General features: G+C 55.8%; 19 protein-coding genes and 1 pseudogene. 5 read left to right on the top strand and 15 right to left on the bottom strand.

All coding sequences use genetic code 11. The features are described from left to right. Positions 1 to 5: 5 nt before the first annotated feature. Positions 6 to 782, bottom strand: a complete 777-nt coding sequence (locus DYE26_RS30340; RefSeq protein ID WP_051985302.1) for an SDR family NAD(P)-dependent oxidoreductase — start codon at positions 780 to 782, stop codon at positions 6 to 8. Positions 783 to 817: 35 nt separating this feature from the next. Beyond that, positions 818 to 1276, bottom strand: a complete 459-nt coding sequence (locus DYE26_RS30335; protein ID WP_036620285.1) for a chemotaxis protein CheX — start codon at positions 1274 to 1276, stop codon at positions 818 to 820. Positions 1277 to 1537: 261 nt separating this feature from the next. On the opposite strand from DYE26_RS30335, the gene DYE26_RS30330 reads away from it, so the two are divergent. Both DYE26_RS30330 and DYE26_RS30325 read left to right on the top strand, forming a co-directional pair. Beyond that, positions 1538 to 2440 carry a LysR family transcriptional regulator gene (locus DYE26_RS30330; protein ID WP_036620284.1) on the top strand — a complete coding sequence of 301 codons (903 nt, stop codon included), beginning with the start codon at positions 1538 to 1540 and terminating at the stop codon, positions 2438 to 2440. 35 nt (positions 2441 to 2475) lie between these two features. Continuing rightward, positions 2476 to 3285: a histidinol-phosphatase gene (locus DYE26_RS30325; RefSeq protein WP_036620282.1), complete on the top strand. Its 810-nt coding sequence runs from the start codon at positions 2476 to 2478 to the stop codon at positions 3283 to 3285. A gap of 158 nt (positions 3286 to 3443) precedes the next feature. On the opposite strand, the gene DYE26_RS30320 is transcribed toward DYE26_RS30325, so the two are convergent. From DYE26_RS30320 to DYE26_RS30310, 3 genes are all read right to left on the bottom strand, one after another. Then, the gene (locus DYE26_RS30320; protein WP_036620280.1) at positions 3444 to 4007 is read right to left on the bottom strand and encodes a GNAT family N-acetyltransferase; all 564 of its coding nucleotides are present in this window, start codon (positions 4005 to 4007) and stop codon (positions 3444 to 3446) included. Continuing rightward, the gene (locus tag DYE26_RS30315) at positions 4004 to 4735 is read right to left on the bottom strand and encodes a DUF1361 domain-containing protein (RefSeq protein WP_036620278.1); all 732 of its coding nucleotides are present in this window, start codon (positions 4733 to 4735) and stop codon (positions 4004 to 4006) included. Before DYE26_RS30315 ends, DYE26_RS30320 begins: the two co-directional genes overlap by 4 nt. Before the next feature lie 113 nt (positions 4736 to 4848). Beyond that, a complete protein-coding gene (locus DYE26_RS30310) occupies positions 4849 to 5409 on the bottom strand; it encodes a GNAT family N-acetyltransferase (protein WP_036620275.1) in 561 nt (186 codons plus the stop codon). 63 nt (positions 5410 to 5472) lie between these two features. Here DYE26_RS30310 and DYE26_RS30305 point away from each other — a divergent pair, with 63 nt between their 5' ends. Then, positions 5473 to 5793, top strand: coding sequence for an MGMT family protein (locus tag DYE26_RS30305; RefSeq protein WP_036620274.1), 321 nt, complete (start codon positions 5473 to 5475; stop codon positions 5791 to 5793). Here DYE26_RS30305 and nagZ read toward each other — a convergent pair. The 9 genes and pseudogenes from nagZ to selD all read right to left on the bottom strand — a co-directional run bounded on the left by nagZ (position 5786) and on the right by selD (position 14067). Then, complete coding sequence (gene nagZ / locus DYE26_RS30300) at positions 5786 to 7114, bottom strand: beta-N-acetylhexosaminidase (RefSeq protein WP_306308156.1); 1329 nt, start codon at positions 7112 to 7114, stop codon at positions 5786 to 5788. The two genes, DYE26_RS30305 and nagZ, sit on opposite strands and share 8 nt — an antisense overlap. After that, positions 7114 to 7689 carry an LOG family protein gene (locus DYE26_RS30295; protein ID WP_036620270.1) on the bottom strand — a complete coding sequence of 192 codons (576 nt, stop codon included), beginning with the start codon at positions 7687 to 7689 and terminating at the stop codon, positions 7114 to 7116. Before DYE26_RS30295 ends, nagZ begins: the two co-directional genes overlap by 1 nt. After that, positions 7686 to 8270, bottom strand: a complete 585-nt coding sequence (locus DYE26_RS30290) for a hypothetical protein (protein WP_051985301.1) — start codon at positions 8268 to 8270, stop codon at positions 7686 to 7688. The genes DYE26_RS30295 and DYE26_RS30290 overlap by 4 nt, the downstream gene beginning before the upstream one ends. A 71-nt stretch (positions 8271 to 8341) precedes the next feature. Continuing rightward, positions 8342 to 8797: a DinB family protein gene (locus DYE26_RS30285; protein ID WP_036620268.1), complete on the bottom strand. Its 456-nt coding sequence runs from the start codon at positions 8795 to 8797 to the stop codon at positions 8342 to 8344. Further along, the gene (locus DYE26_RS30280; RefSeq protein ID WP_115311355.1) at positions 8791 to 9690 is read right to left on the bottom strand and encodes a MerR family transcriptional regulator; all 900 of its coding nucleotides are present in this window, start codon (positions 9688 to 9690) and stop codon (positions 8791 to 8793) included. The genes DYE26_RS30285 and DYE26_RS30280 overlap by 7 nt, the downstream gene beginning before the upstream one ends. 526 nt (positions 9691 to 10216) lie before the next feature. Then, positions 10217 to 10609, bottom strand: a pseudogene (locus DYE26_RS30275) (transposase); the annotation flags it as partial. A 383-nt stretch (positions 10610 to 10992) separates the two neighbouring features. Next, the gene (locus DYE26_RS30270) at positions 10993 to 11829 is read right to left on the bottom strand and encodes a DUF2785 domain-containing protein (protein ID WP_036620265.1); all 837 of its coding nucleotides are present in this window, start codon (positions 11827 to 11829) and stop codon (positions 10993 to 10995) included. 101 nt (positions 11830 to 11930) lie between these two features. Then, positions 11931 to 12983: a tRNA 2-selenouridine(34) synthase MnmH gene (mnmH, locus tag DYE26_RS30265; protein ID WP_036627656.1), complete on the bottom strand. Its 1053-nt coding sequence runs from the start codon at positions 12981 to 12983 to the stop codon at positions 11931 to 11933. Between the two features lie 40 nt (positions 12984 to 13023). Next, the gene (selD, locus tag DYE26_RS30260; RefSeq protein WP_371861058.1) at positions 13024 to 14067 is read right to left on the bottom strand and encodes a selenide, water dikinase SelD; all 1044 of its coding nucleotides are present in this window, start codon (positions 14065 to 14067) and stop codon (positions 13024 to 13026) included. 212 nt (positions 14068 to 14279) lie between these two features. On the opposite strand from selD, the gene DYE26_RS30255 reads away from it, so the two are divergent. Beyond that, entirely contained in the window at positions 14280 to 15338 is a 1059-nt protein-coding gene (locus DYE26_RS30255; RefSeq protein ID WP_036620258.1) for a permease, read from the top strand. A 396-nt stretch (positions 15339 to 15734) separates the two neighbouring features. Here DYE26_RS30255 and DYE26_RS30250 read toward each other — a convergent pair whose 3' ends face one another. Next, the gene (locus tag DYE26_RS30250; protein WP_036620257.1) at positions 15735 to 16178 is read right to left on the bottom strand and encodes a hypothetical protein; all 444 of its coding nucleotides are present in this window, start codon (positions 16176 to 16178) and stop codon (positions 15735 to 15737) included. A gap of 129 nt (positions 16179 to 16307) precedes the next feature. Here DYE26_RS30250 and nrdD point away from each other — a divergent pair, with 129 nt between their 5' ends. Beyond that, entirely contained in the window at positions 16308 to 18497 is a 2190-nt protein-coding gene (nrdD, locus tag DYE26_RS30245; protein ID WP_240534102.1) for an anaerobic ribonucleoside-triphosphate reductase, read from the top strand. Positions 18498 to 18503: the final 6 nt, after the last annotated feature.

The raw sequence follows: 18503 nt of genomic DNA, 5'->3' as shown, positions 1-18503 counted from the left end.
TATGGTCACTTCTTATTCAGCAGCCGGTAGCTGATCCGATCGGCCAAGCCGGGGAACATCTGGTACCATTTTGTCCCCACCCCGGCGATCCAGGGAAGGTTGATTTCCGTGCGGCCCTTCTCCGCGGCGGAGACGATCGCTTTCGCCACTTTCTCCGGTTTCAGCATGAACCATTTGACGTTGCGTACGTAGTCCCCGTTCGGATCGGCAAGGTCAAAAAACGGCGTATCGATCGGCCCCGGGTTAATTGTCGATACCTTGATGCCGTACGGCCGAAGCTCCTGGCGCAACGCGCTGCTGAAGCCGACCACGGCGTGTTTGCTGGCGGTGTAAGCCGTCGATTTAGCGGTGCCGATTTTGCCCGCCAGCGATGCCACGTTCACGATCGTGCCGGAGCGCGCCGATTTCATGTACGGCAAAACGGCTTTGGCGCAACGAACCATTCCTATGTAATTTACGTTCATCATTTCCGCAAATTCGGGCAAAGGCATTTGATCGAAGTATTCGAACTTGCCGTACCCGGCATTGTTCACCAGGACGTCCACCCGCCCGTACTCGGATAACACCCGCTCAAATCCCGATCGCGTCGAAGCATCGTCGCCCACATCCATTTCAAGCAGCCGATACGGCCCCTTCATGCGCGATCCGACCTGTTTCAGCTTGTCCGGCGAACGTGCCGCAAGCACGACGACGGCTCCCCGCTCCGACAGCATTTGCGCCGACAGCGCGCCGATGCCGCTGGATGCGCCGGTAACGACAACGATCCGATTGTTCAAAGACATGGTCATTCATCCCTTCAAACCAGGATGATCCTATCTTAAGAGATCATCACCTGAATGTCCAGTTCGCCGATGCCGTCCATCAGCAGCGGTATGCACAGCGCTTTGCGCGGCAGGAAACCGCCTGCCGTTTCCGTCTTGATCACCTGCGGGGGCGTAATATCTACCGCAAAACCCTGGTTGGACAACAGCGTGCTGGCATTTCCGCTGATCATATTTCCCAGCTCCGAAATCGCGCTTTGTCCCATCTCGTCCATTTCCGTAAGCACAAATCCGCCCATCATCGCCGATACGATCCGGAGGGCGACATTTTCCTGCAGGCCGAACACAACCATACCGCTGAAATGGCCGGTCATGCCAATTTGAATCCAGATATGGTCCTGTACGGGGACCACATCTTTGACGCCCATGCTCCCAGTTGAAGGAGAAACTTGAACGACCTGTTCAATGACCGAACGCGCTGATTCAAGAAAAGGATTTATCACTTCTGCTTTCAAAATTATGCGCCCCTTTTCACTAGGAGAATAACTTATTCAATACAAAAGACCCAGCTTTTAGTTATTGCTAATTATACTTTATTCCTATTCATAAGTCATTAAAAATCGAAGATTTGCGTCGAATAGCACATAATAACGGAGGATGCTTCAGGTCCCAAGGCGGCCGATCATTGATTTACTTCGGGAAAATCACCTATAATTAATAAAATCAAAAGGAAGCCTCTATAGGGAAAACAAACCTACGGGAAAGGAGGTATGCTGTTGAATATCAGCCAGTTGGAAACGTTGATCACCATTTCCAAAACCAAAAGCTTCCGCAAAGCCGGCGAACTGCTAAACCTGACCCAACCCGCCGTGTCCGCACAGATCAAAAGCCTCGAGGACGAGTTCCGGACCGTGCTGGTCGACCGCAATCAACCCGTTACGCTGACCGACCGGGGGCAGGTATTTCTTGAGCAGGCGGAACGGATACTGGATATTGTCGAGGAGCTCAAGCAGAAGCTGTCCGATATGGAGCACACGCCGCAAGGCCATATCGTACTCGGGACCACGACGTCGATCGCTATCCAGATCCTGCCGCGTATTTTGTCCTATTTTCAAGACCAGTTTCCCCTGATCAAAACGACCATCCAGTCCATGCCGTCCAGCCTGATTTATCAAAACGTGGAGCAAGGGCTCGTCGATATCGGGATCGGTTATTTGATCGAAAACAACCCGCAGGTGTTGTCTTCGGTGCTTTACTACGATACGTTCGAGCTGGTCGTTTCGCCGCTGCACCCTCTGGCCAGCCTTCCCAACCCTTCGCTGGATTCGCTTCGGGAGGTTCCGCTGATTATGCTCTCTCCCGACACTGTAGGACGGCGGTTTATCGACGAGGTGTTCAAGAGACATGACATCGAACCCCATATCGTGATGGAGCTGTCCAGCAGCGAAGAAGTCAAACGGATGGTGGAGATCAATTTGGGGGCGGCGATTATTTCCAAGCAGTCAATTTTGCGGGAGCTGAAGCAGGGTTCCCTAAAGATCGTCCCGATCCCCGAGCTGGAGGTCACTCACCCGGTCGGGGTCATCTATAAATCCAGCCGGTACGTCAATTCGGCGATGCAGCAGTTTCTCGGAGACCTGAAGGGCATGCCGGAAACGCATTTCATCAGTTCCGAATAACCGGCAGTCCCTAACTGAAAGGAGCCGACAGAATCATGAAGTTCGACCTTCATACGCACCATTTCCGCTGCGGACATGCCGACGGCAATATCCGGGATTATATCGAGGCCGGCATCGCCGCCGGCTTGGCCGTGATCGGCATCAGCGACCATACCCCGTATTTCGGCAGTCCGGAAGACAGACCGTTCCCCCGGATCTCCATGGGCAAGAAGGAGTTCGCCGGCTACGTCGACGAAGTGTTGAAGCTGAAAAAGGAATACGCTGGCAAAATCGACGTTCTGCTCGGGATCGAATCCGATTTTTTCCCGGAACATGCCGAAGTTTATCGGAATACACTAAACCAGTATCCGTTCGATTATGTGATCGGCTCGGTGCACAGCGTCGGCGAGGTGAGCATTTTCAACAAAAACCGTTGGAAAGGCCTCAGCCGGCAGGAAAAAATCGCTACGAAAGAAGCCTATTACGCTTTGATCCGGCAATCGGCGCAAAGCGGAATGTTCCAAATTCTCGGGCATATCGACGCCATGAAGGGCAACTATCCGGCGTTTTCGGACATTCCCGCCGCGGAGGCGATCGACGATACGCTCAAAACGATCGCGGAAAGCGGGGTGGCCATCGAGATCAACACCTCGGGAAAAACCAAGCTGAGCGGCGGCTGGTATCCTGCGGACGCCATTCTCGAACGCGCGCTGCATTTTGGCGTGGATGTCACATTCGGATCGGATGCCCACATCCCTCAGCGCGTCGCCGACGAATGGGACGATGTCGCCGCGCGTCTTAGGGACATCGGCTTCCGCGAGTGGGTGTATTTCAAAAACAAACAAAAGGTGTCCGTGCCGCTGTAACTTATCCGGACAAAAAAAAGAGAATCCGCGCCGCATGCACCGGATTCCAAAAGAGAAAATATATATTCAAAAGGGGGTCATGTAATAAGTGTACCCTCTTTCTATTAGGGTTTGATCACAGCTATATTTCAATTGTGTAACAAATATCGTTCCTTTTGTTAAAGGAGCGGATTACGCTCGGCGATATACAGCAGCAAGTCTTCCCCCTGCCCCTCCCGCCCTCCGGCGGGCGGAATCTGCGTTTCACAGCGCATACCGCATTTTTGCAGCACGCGTGCCGACGCCGGGTTGCCGCTGCTGCAGCGGGCCTCGATGCTGGACAGTCCCAACGTTTCGAACCCAAAGCCCAGCACAGTCTGTGCCGCCTCGGTTGCCAGCCCCCGGTTCCAATAAGCCGGCGACAGCATATAGCCGATCCGCGCTTTTTGGCCGTCCAAGCTTAAGTATTGCAGGGAACACAGCCCGATGAACCGCCCTTCCCGTTTGTATTCCACCGCAAAATGAAGATCCCGCAAACTGCGGTAAGACTCTTCGAAATAACGGAACAAGCGCTCCGGAAACTGCAGCTTGTCCGGACGGATCGCCGCATGCCTGCGTACGGCCGGATCGGTGATGCAGTCGTATAAAGCGTCCGCGTCACGGAGCTCCAGCTTGCGCAAGACAAGCCGGTCGCTCTCCAGCACCGGAAACCGCTCCCGCAGCCTTTGCCTGATGCCGCTCAAAGTTCCCCCACCCGCTTTCGCATCGCCCCGGCCCCGTACAATACGACATAACAAAACAACGTTATGATAAATATCCACTTGCAGAACGCCAGCGCATGCGAAACATTTCCCGGATCGGCGAAGTAAGCCGCCGTCTCCCGCACCACATACATAGGGGATTTCAGCAAATCCCAGCTGTTCCAGCGGATAAAACGGCCCAGATAAATGCCGAAGCTGCTTAGCAGCAGTACCGCGATTGCAAACATCCACCCGGCGGCGGCGCCCCAGGCTTTCCGGACCAACTGGTGGACCGAGGCGAGGGAAACGGAAGCGAGCGCCAAACCGAGCAGCGCGACAAAAAACAAGGTAAACAGATGGTCCCAAAATGACATGTCAATCCAAAATTTTCCGGTTTCCGGGATCGGATACCGGTTGAAGGGATGGAGCATGTCGGTAATTAAATAAGCCGCGTTCGGATAAAAAAACAGCCAGATCAAACCGGCCGGCAGCATAAGCCCCCATCTGGCCGGACGGGACGGAATCAGGCTGATCAAATCAAGCGCAATCGCCAGCGCCAGCGGAATCCAGGCCAAAAACGTGTTCCAGATCAGAAACAGGTAGGGAGGACGACCTCCTCCGGGCAGCTGCGTGTCAACGACATATCTCATGCCGATCACGCTCGCGGCGAATAAGGCGATATACAAGTACAATTTGACGGGGTATCCCAGCTCTTTGAAAGTCTGCCGCATTTACGCACCTCCTGCTTGGTTTGCATAATCAATAAACGATGCGGGCGCGCAAATTGTTACGGCGTATCGAGGCCTGGCGGGAGGCGGGACCGGGAGACGGAGCCGGCGGGCGCCTATTCCATCGCTTCGTTTCTGAGCACCATATGGATGTGATCTTCCCACACCCCGTTGATGTACAAATATTTGTAAGCCAAGCCCTCATCGTAAAAGCCGCATTTCTCGGCGACCCGCAGGGAGGCCCGATTGCGCGGAATGATGTTGGCTTCGATCCGGTGCAGATAAAGCCCCGACTCGGCAAAAGCGTATTCCGTCACCCGGCGCACCGCTTCCGTCATATACCCTTTCCCGTGCTCTTGCCCGTCCAGCCCGTATCCCAAATGACAGGATTGGAAAGCGCCCCGCACAATATTGCTCAAAGCAACCGAACCCATGACCCGCTCCGGCTCCTCTTTCCGAAAAATCCACCACTTGCACAGGTCGCCGCTCCGTATTTTCACCGACTCCTGATGAAGCAGTTCGCGCTGGTATTCCAGCGTGTAGTATCCGGGTTCTTTTGTTCTCTCCCAGGGCGCGAGCACCTCCCTGTTCCGGAACAAATAATCGAGGACGGCTTCCGCATCCGGCGCGCCAAGCTCTTTCAAGATCAGCCTTTCGGAGTATAAAATAGATTCCATACGAACCACCTCAAGCCTTCCAAAAAATAAACAATGAATACGATGTGAAGGAGAGTATGCATCATGCAGCCGTTTACAGCCAAAGTGATTGAAGTTATCGCCGCCATCCCGCCCGGAAAGGTGATGACGTACGGCCAGATCGCCGCTTGCGCCGGAAGCCCGCGGGCCGCGCGGCAGGTCGTGCGGATTTTGCACAGCATGAGCCGCAAGCACGGGCTTCCCTGGCACCGCGTCGTCAATGGGCAAGGGCAGATTGCCTTGCAGGACGAGGAGTCCTTCCAGGAGCAGGTCTGGAATCTGGAAGCGGAGGACGTTGAGATACTGCCGCACGGCCGGATCGATTTAACCCGGTATCAATATCACCCGGATCAAGCGGCTATTTAAGCCCGTTCTCCTCCAGCAGCGAGCGGATTTCCCGGTTGATCGCCTTTACGTCCGGACCGGATGCCGGCTTTGCGTCCAGCGCGTATTTCGCTTTCAGCTTCAGCACGTTGTATACGCGGTCGTCCAGCACTTCGCCGGATATTTTTCCCGCAGCCACGGCTTCGCGAATCGCTTGAATCACCGCTTTCTCTTGATCGTAATCGTGCCCGACGAGCACGATATTGCCGCCGGCCAGCAGGAACTGCACCGCCGCCTCGCCGATGTCGTAGTTTTTGACGATCGCGCCCATCGTCATATCGTCGGAAATAATCGTCCCATCGAACTGGAGCTCCTCCCGCAGCAAACCGCGAATCACCGCTTCGGAGAAAGAAGCCGGATGGTCGGGGTCCAGCTTCGGCAGCAGCAGATGGGCGATCATGACGACGTCCGCGCCTTCCTTGACCGCCCGCGCGAACGGAACCAGCTCCAGCTTGCGCAGCCGGTTCAGATCATGCTCCACCACCGGCAAGCCCAGGTGGGAATCAACCGCCGTATCGCCGTGGCCGGGGAAATGCTTCACGACCGGAATGACGCCTTGCTCACGGATCCCGTTCATGACGGCAATGCCCATCTTGCTGACGATGTCCGGCTTCTCGCCAAACGCGCGGTCCCCGATGACCGGGTTGTCGGGATTGCTGTTGACGTCGAGCACCGGCGCAAAATCGAGGTTCAGGCCGAATCCGGACAGCTCCTTGCCGATGACTCCGCCGATTCGCCCGGCCAGCTCCTCGCTGCCGGTATCGCCAATCGCGCGCATCGCCGGCAGCTTCGCAAACTCCCCGGGCATCCGGCTGACGCGCCCGCCCTCTTCATCGACGCTCAGAAACAGCGGGACAGGCTGCTCCCGGTTCGCCGCTTTGAGCGCGTTAAACAACGCGAGCGCCTGAGCTTTATCCTGGATATTGTCCTTGTAAAAAATAAATCCGCCGACATGTTCCTTTTCGATCAAGTCGCGGGCGTTTTGACCGATCTCGGTGCCGTCCATGCCGACAAGCACCAACTGGCCGATTTTCTCGTCGGTGCTCAGCTTGCCGAGCTGATCGCGGACGGGATCAGCGGGCGCCGGTTCGGATTCGCCGGAGCCCGCGGCGTTCCCCGCCCCGCCCGATCCGTCCGCCGGCGGCTGCACATCCGCCCCGCCGCCCCCGGCGGAAGATTGCCCGTTCGTCCCGCCGGCGGCGCCTGACGGCGAACCGCCGCCGGGCGTCCCCGAACGGCCGGCGCACCCGGTAACGATCAGAACGAGCAGCAAAATTACGACCATGCCCCGGTAACCTGTCATCATTCCTGCCTCCACTTGGTCTCGGCGATCGCCGGCACAAAATTTTGCATTCGGGTGATCAGCTCGCCCGGGTCCTCGGCCATATTGATCAGCGACAAGTGGCCTTCATTGACAAAACCCGCATCGATGCAGGATTCCACCAGCCCAAGCAGCGGATCGTAATAACCGGCCGCGTTCAGCACGCCTATCGGCTTGCGGTGGATTCCAATCTGCAGCCAACAGAGCGCCTCAAACAGCTCCTCCAGCGTGCCGAAGCCGCCCGGCAGGGCGATAAAGCCGTCCGCCAGCTCGCTCATCTTCGCTTTGCGGGCGTGCATATCCTTGACTTCAATGAACTCCGTCAAGCCGGGATGGGCCGCTTCGCCGTGAATTAAACCGGTAGGCATCACGCCGATGACTTCGCCGCCGCCGGCCAGCGCGGCATCGGCCACGGCGCCCATCAGCCCGTGCTTGGAGCCCCCGTAAACGAGGCGGAAGCCGTGCTCGGCCAAATAGCGCCCAAGCTGCTCGGCCGCGCCGCGATACCGTTCATCCTTGCCAAACCTTGAGCCGGCATATACGCATATCGTTTTCATCCTCTTCCCCCTCCTATTCCATCATGGCCCGCCGGCCGCTCCGGCACCGCTTCGGTTTGGCCCGCAACATCCCAGCGATGCCTGTATTTCTCTAGCTTGGGATGCGGGACGGCAAGGTTATCCGACAACAATAATCTCAGTTTGACGATCCATTCTTCGAACGAAGAAAACCCCGCAAACCGGTTCGCCATGTCCGGCGTCATGTACAAAAAATAAGGGGCCGGATATTTTTCCGTCAAATACCGAAGCGCGGCATCCGCCGGTGTATATTTCTTCCGCTTCCCCTCCCAGCCTTCCACCAGCACCTCCACATCCGCGGCGCCGCGCTCCCGCTTCCACGCGTGCAGCCGATCCTCTCTTTGGTAAAACGGGCCGGCCTGCTCATTCGACATCCGCTTCACGGTGAGCTCATGCAGCGGGTACAGCACCAGCTTGGCAAACGCCCGGCGGGTCGCCTCCGCGGCCGCAAATTCCAAGTCCTCATCCGCAATGCGCATAAAGGAATCGTAAAAAATGACCGTACCTTTCCGGCTGGGGGCCGGAGGTTCATATCCAAAGGGCACCTGAATGTTTTGTCGCAAACGTCGTTCCTCCTTGGGGCAGCCAAAATTGGGATATAAGGATAGAATGCCCTTTTTGCAAAAAAATGCGTCTACACGATGCCGCGCTCGATAAAGTTGGCGGAAACGGGAGCCCGTCCCAACTCGCGGGACCACACCGACAGCTGGCCGATATGGTGAATTTCGTGGGCGATGACGTGCCGGAGGATTTCCCCGGCGGTGAAATGGCGGGTTCCATCGGTGACCGGGAGCCCCTCCATATCGTCCGTCCACGTGTCGAGAAAGTCCGCCACTTCCTTATGAAACTCGGCCGACAACGCTTTTGCTTTTGCCAAAGTATTATACTGCTCAAGCGGCTCCTGAAAATCCGGCTTCCCCTGAATCACGCGAATCCAGCTCCATTCCACGTCGGCGATATGAAACAGCGTTTCCAGAATGCTTCCAACGCCGCCAACCCGCTTCCGCCGCAGCTCCTCCTCCGGCAGATCTTCGCACCAGGCAAACCACTCGTCCCTGACTTGCCAGTTGTATTGGAACATTTTCAGCATACATTCGTCTCCTTTCCCAAACCGGCCTGTTCTAAGCCGTAGTACCCTGATTCTACCATAAGTCCCGGGCAAAATAATCCCGCGGAATGTAAAAAGCCCTTTGGCAGGGGCCAAAGAGCAATTGAGATTGAGAATAAACTATCGTTACTGCCGCGAAGCAAAAGCTTCCGCCGCAGCGTACGATAATACGCCAGCCCGGTCTGCTGGTTCTCCAGCATATTCCGGTGGAACTCGTCGCTTAGGAAAAACTTGGTCTGGCCCGCGAAATCGGCCGCCGTGACCGTATGCCCGTGCTCATTTAAAAAAGCCAGATGCCCTGCGATCAAACTTTGAATCGAATCGTCCAGGTGGCTTGCGTTTTCCCGCAGGCCTTTGGCCATCCGGTTCATGAACGCCGCCGCTTCGGCCGCCTGCTCGTTCATTTGCGGGACATCGATCGGGCCGTCGTCCACCAGCCGGACTCCATAATTTTGCTGCAAATGACGATCCTGCTCCCGCAGCGCCTCCTTCCATTCTTCCTCGCTCGCAAACCCTTTGAACATATCCTGACCGTTCATAGTTTCTCCTTTCTCCGCAGCGCGGATCGATTTCTCCAGCGTTTGAATCATCGTCTCCAGCCTTTGCTTGCGCTCATGCAGCAGCGCTTTTTGTTCCGACAAAATCGCCGCGCGGTCCGGCTCTCCCTCCAGCAGCAGCTTGATCCGCGCCAGCGGCAAGTCCAGCTCGCGGTAGAACAAAATTTGCTGCAAGCGCTCCAGCTCCTTCATGCCGTACAGCCGGTATCCCGCCTCGCTGATCTCACACGGCAGGAGCAAGCCGATTTTATGGTAATGATGCAGTGTTTTAACCGTTACGCCGGATAAGGCCGAAACTTCTTTGACGGTATACGGCATTTGATTCTCCCCTCCTTTCCGAATCTTGCATTTGCCGGCTCGTTTACAGCATAAAGCCTCCTCCAAGAGGAGAGTCAACGGCCTTCAAGAATAAATTGCATTAAGAAAACCCTCGCCGCTGGCGAAGTCCTTTGTCGTGCACTCCCATACCTTAGATGCGCAGGAGGGTCTAACGGACTCCAACGACCCTGATTCGTTCTAAACCAGTCCTTGAACTGAAGGTTTTCAAAGAATTAAGTTAGGCGGTTTGCAAAATAGAAAAACACTACTTCGTTTGGTAAAGCGAGTGTGACGAGCTTCTACTGCAGATCAACACTCGCTGTCCGGAGTCTTTGCACGATTATCCCGTTTGATCAGGGTAGCAGAGAAATAGACAAGCTCGGGAGAAGAAAAAATATTGGGTGGAGAAGCAGATCGGTTCGAGACAATTTAGACGGGCTTAGGAAAGGAATCAGGTTTAGGAAAGGTGAAACAGACCAGACAGGAAATCAAGACAGAGATCAAGGCAGGGGATCAAGGACCCATTAAGTTGATCTGCATCAAACTCCCCCACGGCATGGCGTATTTTGTGCAGCAGCGACCAAGCGGTCTTGTAGGCGACCCTGATCACCTGGCGCAGCCGCAGCGCTGAGATGCCGCCCTCAAGCAGGAACAACTCCAGCGCCTGAAACCACTTCACCAGAGGCAGATGCGTTCCTTCAAAAATCGTGCCGACCAAAGGCGACGTTTGATGCTTGCACTTTCCGCACTCGAACAAAGGGATATGCCGGGAAGTCAGACGGCTGCACCGGGTGTGAGCGCAGCGCGGGCAGACGAAGCCGTTTGGCCACTTCATCGCGATCAGCGCCTCCATGCAGGCCTGCTCGCTGTTAAAACGGCTGCTGAATGGTTGAAGTTCCGTTCCCGTATTGACTTCCATGCCCGCTCGCCCCCAAATCAAGAATACACGAACATAAGTTCCATTTATTTCATTATACCAAACGTACGTTCCCTCATCAAGTCAAAAATCTCACCTGAACCGCCTCATTTTTTCCCCATCTTTTTTTTGTTTTTTTCTTCTCTCTTTTTTGGAATCCTTGCTCTAGCCCCCATCCCCTGCCCTGAGCGAAAGGAATAATCGTGCAAAGGCAGGCAGCATGCAGGGACACCAAGACACGAACACCAAGATAGAACCCTTTAGACAGCCCCCTCACCTGGCGTCGATTTGTGACACGGCTCGAAACGGCTCTATGGTAAAAATAGTTAGATTCGAGTTATAAACCCTTGCGCGAAAAGAGCGAAAAAACGGCGGAACAGGCGAAGTCACTCCCCCGCCGGTTCCAACCGCCGCAGCGTTTTTAAAATGATATCCGTGTATTTATGGTGTGCCTCATGGTTCAAGACGCGAAAATACAAGCTTCTCAGAAAACATTTAACGTTCGTGCCAAGGACGTGGTCATCGGGAAACCTGCCCGGTTTCGGAGCCGTCCCGAAGCGCTCGATCCACCCCGCGATCTCATCATCGGCAAGTATGTTTCTGTCCAAGACAGTAACGACGGCGGCAACGGTGCGCTCATCTTCTTCGTTGATAAAGGTGTACTGATGGTTGCATATTTTCGCTTGAAGCGTATTTAATATTTCCACGAGCGCGGGCTGCCGCATATGTTCCGAGCGGGCCAGGTCCTCAAAGGCATCGGCGGCATGCGCCATGGCATGGGCCCAGCCCGTGTCCCCCGTGTATCCGCGGAGATCGTTTTCCATCAGGAGATAGGCCACCAACTCGTTTTTGATCATTTCCGTATCGCCGCCGCGCAAAAAAGGATTTTGCCTGTCCGCAAACAGGATCAACGGGATGAGCAGTACGGAAAACGAACGCGTAAACACGGAATCGGTGCCTTTTTCCCCGATTTTATAGAAAAGGTGATGCTTGTCGAGGCAGATGTGGAGCAATTGAAGAAGCTGGTCCGAGGTATACATCCCTTGCGTCACCCAATGCTGGAGGGTCGTATAGATCAATTCATCGCGCAAAAAAGGATCGGGAGCCCCGATATGATCCATCATTGACAAAGTAACATCAAAGACTGGGGCAAAAGACGGCGCCTGGTAGTTATTTTTCCGGATTTCTATTAACCGTTCTTTTAACGTTAAGGTATCTTCCATATTCGCACCTCATAATTTGGGATTAAAAAAAGAGAAGCCCTAAGGACTTCTCCTTTTTAACCGATTATTCCTGCCCGATCGGGGGCCGGCACGTTTCTCATTTACGGCTTGTTTGCGGCCAGCGGAGCCGGTTTGGGCAAAAGCCGCTCCACCTCGGCCGCGGCCTCCTCGACCGATGCGGCGCGGACGACCGTAAACTCCGCATCGGCGTACTGATCTTCGGTATGCGCATAACGCGGATCATAATAATACGCCAGCAGCAATTCCACTGCCCGGTCGTATTTCCCGGAGGTCAGACACGACTCGATTTCCGCGGCCACCGGGATATGAATCTTCGATTTGATTTTCCGGAAAGATTCCAGACAAGCCTCCGGGTGCTTCCAGGGCTCGTAATCTTCCAAAATAATCTTGACGCGCACCTCCAACGGCAGCTCCAGGCGAATATGGCGTCCCTGCTCTTTTTTGGCGGCGAGAAACTCCGGCATCACCGCTTTGCCGATCCGCTTGCTCTCCGCCTCCATCAGTACATACGGTTCGTCCCGGTAGCGGAGCAAATCATCGACCAGCAGGGAATCGAACATCTTCTGGTTGCGCGATTTGAGGCCGATTTGCCCAAACGCCGAGCCGCGGTGCCCGGCCATCTCCTCCAGATCGATCACCGGGTACCCTTTCTCCTTCAGCGTGCGAAGCAGCAGCGTTTTTCCGCTGCCCGTATTCCCGTGGATCACGATCATTTGCGGGGCGAAGGACATATTTTCGAGCGTGCCGACGACCCACTGCCGGTAAGCCCGGTAGCCCCCCGCGAGCCGATAGGCATGGATGTCCATCAAGGACAGCAGCGTAGCCGTTGTTTTGCTGCGCATGCCGCCGCGCCAGCAGAATACGGCTTTCCGGCCGGGAATTTCGGCGAACTTACGGATAAATCCCGGCAGCTTGGCCGAGACGATCTCCAGTCCCCGCTGCTTGGCGGCCTCCGCGCTGACTTGTTTATATAACGTCCCGATTTCGGCGCGTTCCCGGTCATCAAACAACGGGATGTTGACGCTGCCCGGAATCGTGGACTGGGCAAATTCCGAAGGCGAGCGGACGTCGATAAGCGAGAGGCCCTTCTGCCGCTGCTCTACCCATTCCTCCAGGCTCAGATCCTGAAACATGTTCAAAAACCCCTTCTTGATGTTAATCTCGGCCGCTTCATTAGACTTCGACAACGATCCGGCCGGCGGGGCCATCCGTCACTTCGCCGATCAGACTGGCCTCCACGCCTGCATCCACCAAGGCCGCGAGCAGCTTGTCCGCCTGCGCCGCGCTCACCGAGATAAGCAATCCTCCGGAGGTTACCGCATCGCACAAAATATAGCGGTCGGTCTGATCCATCGCTTCCGGGAACGAAATGTCGGCTTCCACATGAGCGTAATTATTTTTCGTGCCGCCCGGAACGAAGCCCTGCTCCGCCAGCTCTCTGACGCGCGGAAGCACGGGTACCGCGCTTTTGCGGATCGTGATCCCGGCGCCGCTGCCTTTGGCCATCTCCAGGGCGTGTCCCATCAGCCCGAAGCCGGTTACATCGGTACAGGCATGGACCTCGTATGGCTCCATGACCTCGGCCGCGGTTTTGTTCAGCGTCGTCATCACGGACGTCACCCGTTTCGTCTCCTCCTGGCTGAGCTGGTCCTTCTTGATCGAAGTCGTCATAATGCCGACTCCGATCGGTTTCGTCAGGATCAGCTTGTCCCCCGGCTTCGCGCCGGCATTCGTTCTGATCTTGTCCGGATGCACCAGCCCGGTGACGGCCAGGCCGAATTTGGGCTCCTTATCGTCGATGGAGTGGCCCCCGACCAGGGTGGCCCCAGCTTCCCTGACTTTGTCGGCCGCGCCGCGCAAAATGTCGGCCAAAATGCTTTTGTCCAGCGTGGAAATCGGAAAAGCTACTATATTAAGCACGGTAAGCGGTTTTCCGCCCATCGCGTAAATGTCGCTGAGCGCGTTCGCCGCCGCCACCTGCCCGAACGAATACGGGTCGTCCACGATCGGCGTGAAAAAATCGACCGTCTGCACCAGCGCCAAATCATCCGACAGCCGGTATACGCCGGCATCATCGCTCGTGTCCAGGCCGACGAGCAGATCGGGATTCGGTTCCGCGGGCGGCAGATTGCGGATAACCTGCATTAGGTCGGCGGGGCCGATTTTGCAGCCGCAGCCGCCTTTGCTGGATAAAGAAGTTAACTTAACGGAATCCATCGTTGACATGATCCTCACTATCCTTCCCTTGCGAGTTGGTTTCGAAAACCGTTTCTCTCTTATAAATCGTACTCCAGCTGCCGGGAAAAAGGCAACTTATCTTATTTGCCCGCCTGCCCTAGGCCAAACTCCCTTTGACCTTGCCCATCCGGCGGAGCGGAACTGTGTTATACTATAGCTTGTGCAAAATTTATGGATACTCGGAGGACATCATGACTTCTTCAAACAGCGAACACTTCCATTCGGCGCGTTCTTTCAACCGGAAGACCGTGTTTTTCGTGATTCTGTTTCTCATCGTAGCCATCGCCGGCTTAAGTTATGTCAAGTGGTGGCCCTATTATGAAAAAGCGCTCAAAAGCGCGACCAGCCACTCGATCGGCTCCTCGATTTTGGGTTCGGACACGGCGGCGGCCCCGTCGCTGGGAGCCGCGGCGGATTATGCGCTCGCCTACTTCAAGTCGGTATGGAAGGCGGCGGTGCTCGGCATCCTGCTCGGCTCGCTCGTACAGGTGCTGCTTCCGGCCCAATGGCTGTACAAGGTGCTGGGCAGCAGCCGCTTCAAAAGCACCTTCCTCGGCGGCGTCGCTTCCCTTCCGGGGATGATGTGCACCTGCTGCGCCGCCCCGATCGCCGCTGGCCTGCGCAAAAGAAACGTGTCGGTCGGCGCGAGCCTCGCTTTTTGGATCGGCAATCCGGTGCTGAATCCGGCGACGCTCATTTTTATGACGTTCGTGCTGTCGTGGAAATTCACTTTGCTCCGGCTCGTGTTCGGGATCCTGATGACGTTTGGGATCAGCTACTTGGCAAACCGGTTCGCCAGAGGCAAGGAGGTTCCCGCTCCGGCCGCAATCGAAGCCGCCGAAAGCAAGGACGAAACGCCGTTTGCGCTGCGCTGGCTGAAAAGCCTGGGGCTGATGATCCTGAACGTCGTTCCGGCCTACCTGCTGTCCGTGCTCGTGCTCGGCGCTTTTCAAAACACGCTGTTCCCGGTGGAACTGGGCGGCGGTTTCCTCGCGATCCTCGTGTTTGCGATCGTCGGCACCCTGTTCGTCATCCCGACGGCGGCCGAAATTCCGATCATTCAATCGTTTACCGCGCTGGGCCTTGGCGCCGGACCTGCGGCCGCCCTGCTGCTGACGCTGCCGGCGGTCAGCCTGCCGTCTATGCTGATGGTGGCGCATTCGTTCCCGCGCAAAGCGCTGATGTTCGTGTTTGCGTCGGTCGTTGTGATCGGCATCGCCGCGGGCATCGTTGGGGGATTGGTGCTGTAACGGAAGCAAAGTGGCAGCGAACGGCAAACAAAAGGACATGCCTGCAGGCCTCGGCCCGGCATGTCCCTTGCAATTTGGCTATAAAGGCAGAAAATGGCGTTATTCCGGCGATATCCGTCCATTTTAGAGAAATAGAGGAAATTTATGTACCTATTTTTTCCCCGTCGCATGGAAATACCCGCGTTCTGGACCGTTCATCAGAAAATAAGGATATAAAATTCCGCTAATGGGGATGCATGCTTGAAATCCGGATAATAAGGGCATAAAATTCCGCTATTTTGAAGGTCGGCGTTGGCTGGTCGCTTTAATAGCCGGCTGCCAAGCACGATTTCGAAGTTCAGCCCTTTTTACCGCTATTGCCTGCACCCTTTTCGGGCGAAGGGCGTCGGCAAAACTTCACGCCAATGCCCTCAGGCACAGCGACACTTCCACCCCGTCCGCCGCCGCTTGTTCCGAAGCGATCACCCAATTGACGGCCAAAGCTTGCTTTAAGCGGCCAAGCTGCGCTTCCGTGAGCCGCAGCCCTTCAATCCGGCCTTCTCCCACCGTAAAATCGGACCGGGAATCGAGGCGAAACGCTTCCTCCAGCCAGATCTTCAGCCCGCTTCGGGTGTTGAACGTCATCCGGTAACCGTGCTGAAGCGCCTGCTGCAGCGGTTCCCCATGTTCCTCCGCGTAATTGAAAATATCGCCGTATGTGAAATCTTCCGTTTCCGCCTCGCGAAAAACGGCCGGATCGCGAAAGTTGACGGCGTCCAGCAGCCGGCTTTCGCTGATGCCCGCTTTTCTGGCGTGCTCGAGCCTGAGGGCGGTATACTGGGATATTTTGACTAGCTCCATCCAAAAACGTCCTTTCTTATTGATTTTCCTGATACTAACTATTATTAAACTATAAATGCACAGTGCGTGACATCACCGTTTTTTCCGGCCGGGTGTGCTATACTCACCGAGCAAAACAAAGAACAAAGGGTGATCGTTACGATAGTCATTAAACGCGACGGGTCCGAAGTGGCCTTTAACCAGCAAAAAATCATCGACGCGATTTGCGCCGCCATGAACAGCACGGAGAAGAAAATCGACATGGACGTGGCGCAAAAGGTAGCCGACAAAGTGACCGCCAGAATCTCCAAGCTGGAGAAGGTGGATATCGAGCATATTCAGGACGAAGTGCAGTCCGCCTTGATGAACAGCCGCAGAAAAGACGCGGCCGAAGCGTATATCGGCTACCGCGAAATCCGCACGCTGAAAAGACGCGAGCGCAGCAGTCTGGACAAAAAGGTGCTGGGATTGCTGGAGCTGACGAACGAAGAAGTGCTCAAGGAAAACTCCAACAAGGACGGGGCGACCATTCCGACGCAGCGGGATCTGCTGGCCGGCATCATGGCCAAGGACTTCGCCCAGACCTACATGATTCCCAAACGGGTGGTCGAAGCCCATAACAGCGGGAGCCTGCATTTTCACGACCAGGATTACAGCCCGTATTTTCCGATCTACAACTGTATGCTGATCGACCTCAAAGGCATGCTGGAAAACGGCTTTAAGCTGGGCAACGCGCAGATCGAAACGCCCCGTTCCATCACGACCGCAACGGCGATCACGGCGCAGATCATCGCCCAGGTGGCCAGCCACATTTACGGCGGGAACACGATTAACGAAATCGATAAAATTTTGGCGCCTTATGTGGCGAAGTCTTTTGCCAAACATTATAAGAACGGCCTGGAGTGGCTGTATGAACTGGATGGCGCGGCGATCGCCGGGCTCGATATTTCCTACGAAAATACGAAGCTGCACGAACGTTACCCGAAATGCTTCGACTATGCCAAAAAGCTGACGGAAAAAGAAACCTTCGACGCGTTCCAATCGCTGGAGTACGAAATCAACACGCTCGTAAGCGCCAACGGCCAAACCCCGTTCAGCACATTCGGGTTCGGGCGGGGCATAAGCTGGGAGGAACGGCAGATTCAAATCGCCATTCTGAAGAATCGCATCCGCGGGCTCGGCAAAGACGGCAAAACGCCGGTGTTCCCCAAGCTGATTTTCGCCCTGGAAGAAGGGGTGAACTTGCGGCCGGGCGATCCGAATTACGACATCAAGGAGCTCGCGCTTAAATGCAGCACGCTGCGCATGTACCCGGACATCATTTCGGTGCCGAAAGTCAAAGCGATCACCGGGTCGTTCAAGTTTCCGATGGGCTGCCGCTCCTTCCTCGGCGCTTATGAAGAGAACGGACGGGAGCTGCATGACGGCCGCTTCAACATGGGCGTGGTTACCGCCAATCTGCCGCGGCTGGCGATTCAGGCGAAGGGATCGGAGCGGACCTTCTACAAGCTGCTGGACGAGCTGCTGGAAGTCTGCAAGGAAGGCCTGATGTACCGCATCGAGCGGTTGCGGGGCGTCAAAGCCAAGGTCGCGCCCATTTTGTACATGGAAGGCGCGGCCGGCAGTCGGCTCCAGCCCGAAGACACGATCGACCATCTGCTGCAAAACGGGCGGGCCAGCATCTCGCTGGGGTATATAGGCATTCATGAGACGATCTTGGCGCTATACGGCAATCACATCTTCGACGACGCCGCGCTAAGGCAAAAAGGCCTCGACATCGTGCGGTATTTGAGTGAGAAGACCGCCGAATGGAAAAATGAAACCGGGTACGGCTTCAGCCTCTACTCCACGCCGGCGGAATCGCTGTGCTACCGCTTCTGCAAACTGGACGAGCAGCGTTTCGGCGTGCTTGAAGGAATTACGGACAAAGGCTATTACACCAACTCGTTCCATCTGGACGTGGCCAAAAAGGTAACGCCGTTCGAAAAAATCGAATTCGAAAAAGCGTATCCCGTTCACGCGAGCGGCGGCTTCATCACCTACTGCGAGTTCGACTCGCTGGTGCAAAATCCCGAGGCGCTGGAAGCGGTGTGGGACTACGCCTACGAGCGGGTGCCTTACTTCGGGACGAACACCCCGACGGACAAATGTCTGGAGTGCGGATACGAAGGGGAATTCGAAGCGACCAACACGGGGTTTGAATGCCCGAATTGCGGGAACCGCAACCCCAAAACCTCTTCGGTCATCCGGCGCTGCTGCGGCTACCTGTCCGAGCCGAGCCAGCGTCCGTTTAACGCGGGCAAGCAGCGGGAAGTGCTCGCTCGCGTCAAGCATATGTGACGGCCG

The sequence above is a fragment of the Paenibacillus macerans genome, assembly GCF_900454495.1.
GTDB lineage: Bacteria > Bacillota > Bacilli > Paenibacillales > Paenibacillaceae > Fontibacillus > Fontibacillus macerans.
The sequence above is the reverse complement of the archived record's forward strand: the minus strand, read 5'-3'. Positions and strand labels throughout refer to the sequence as shown.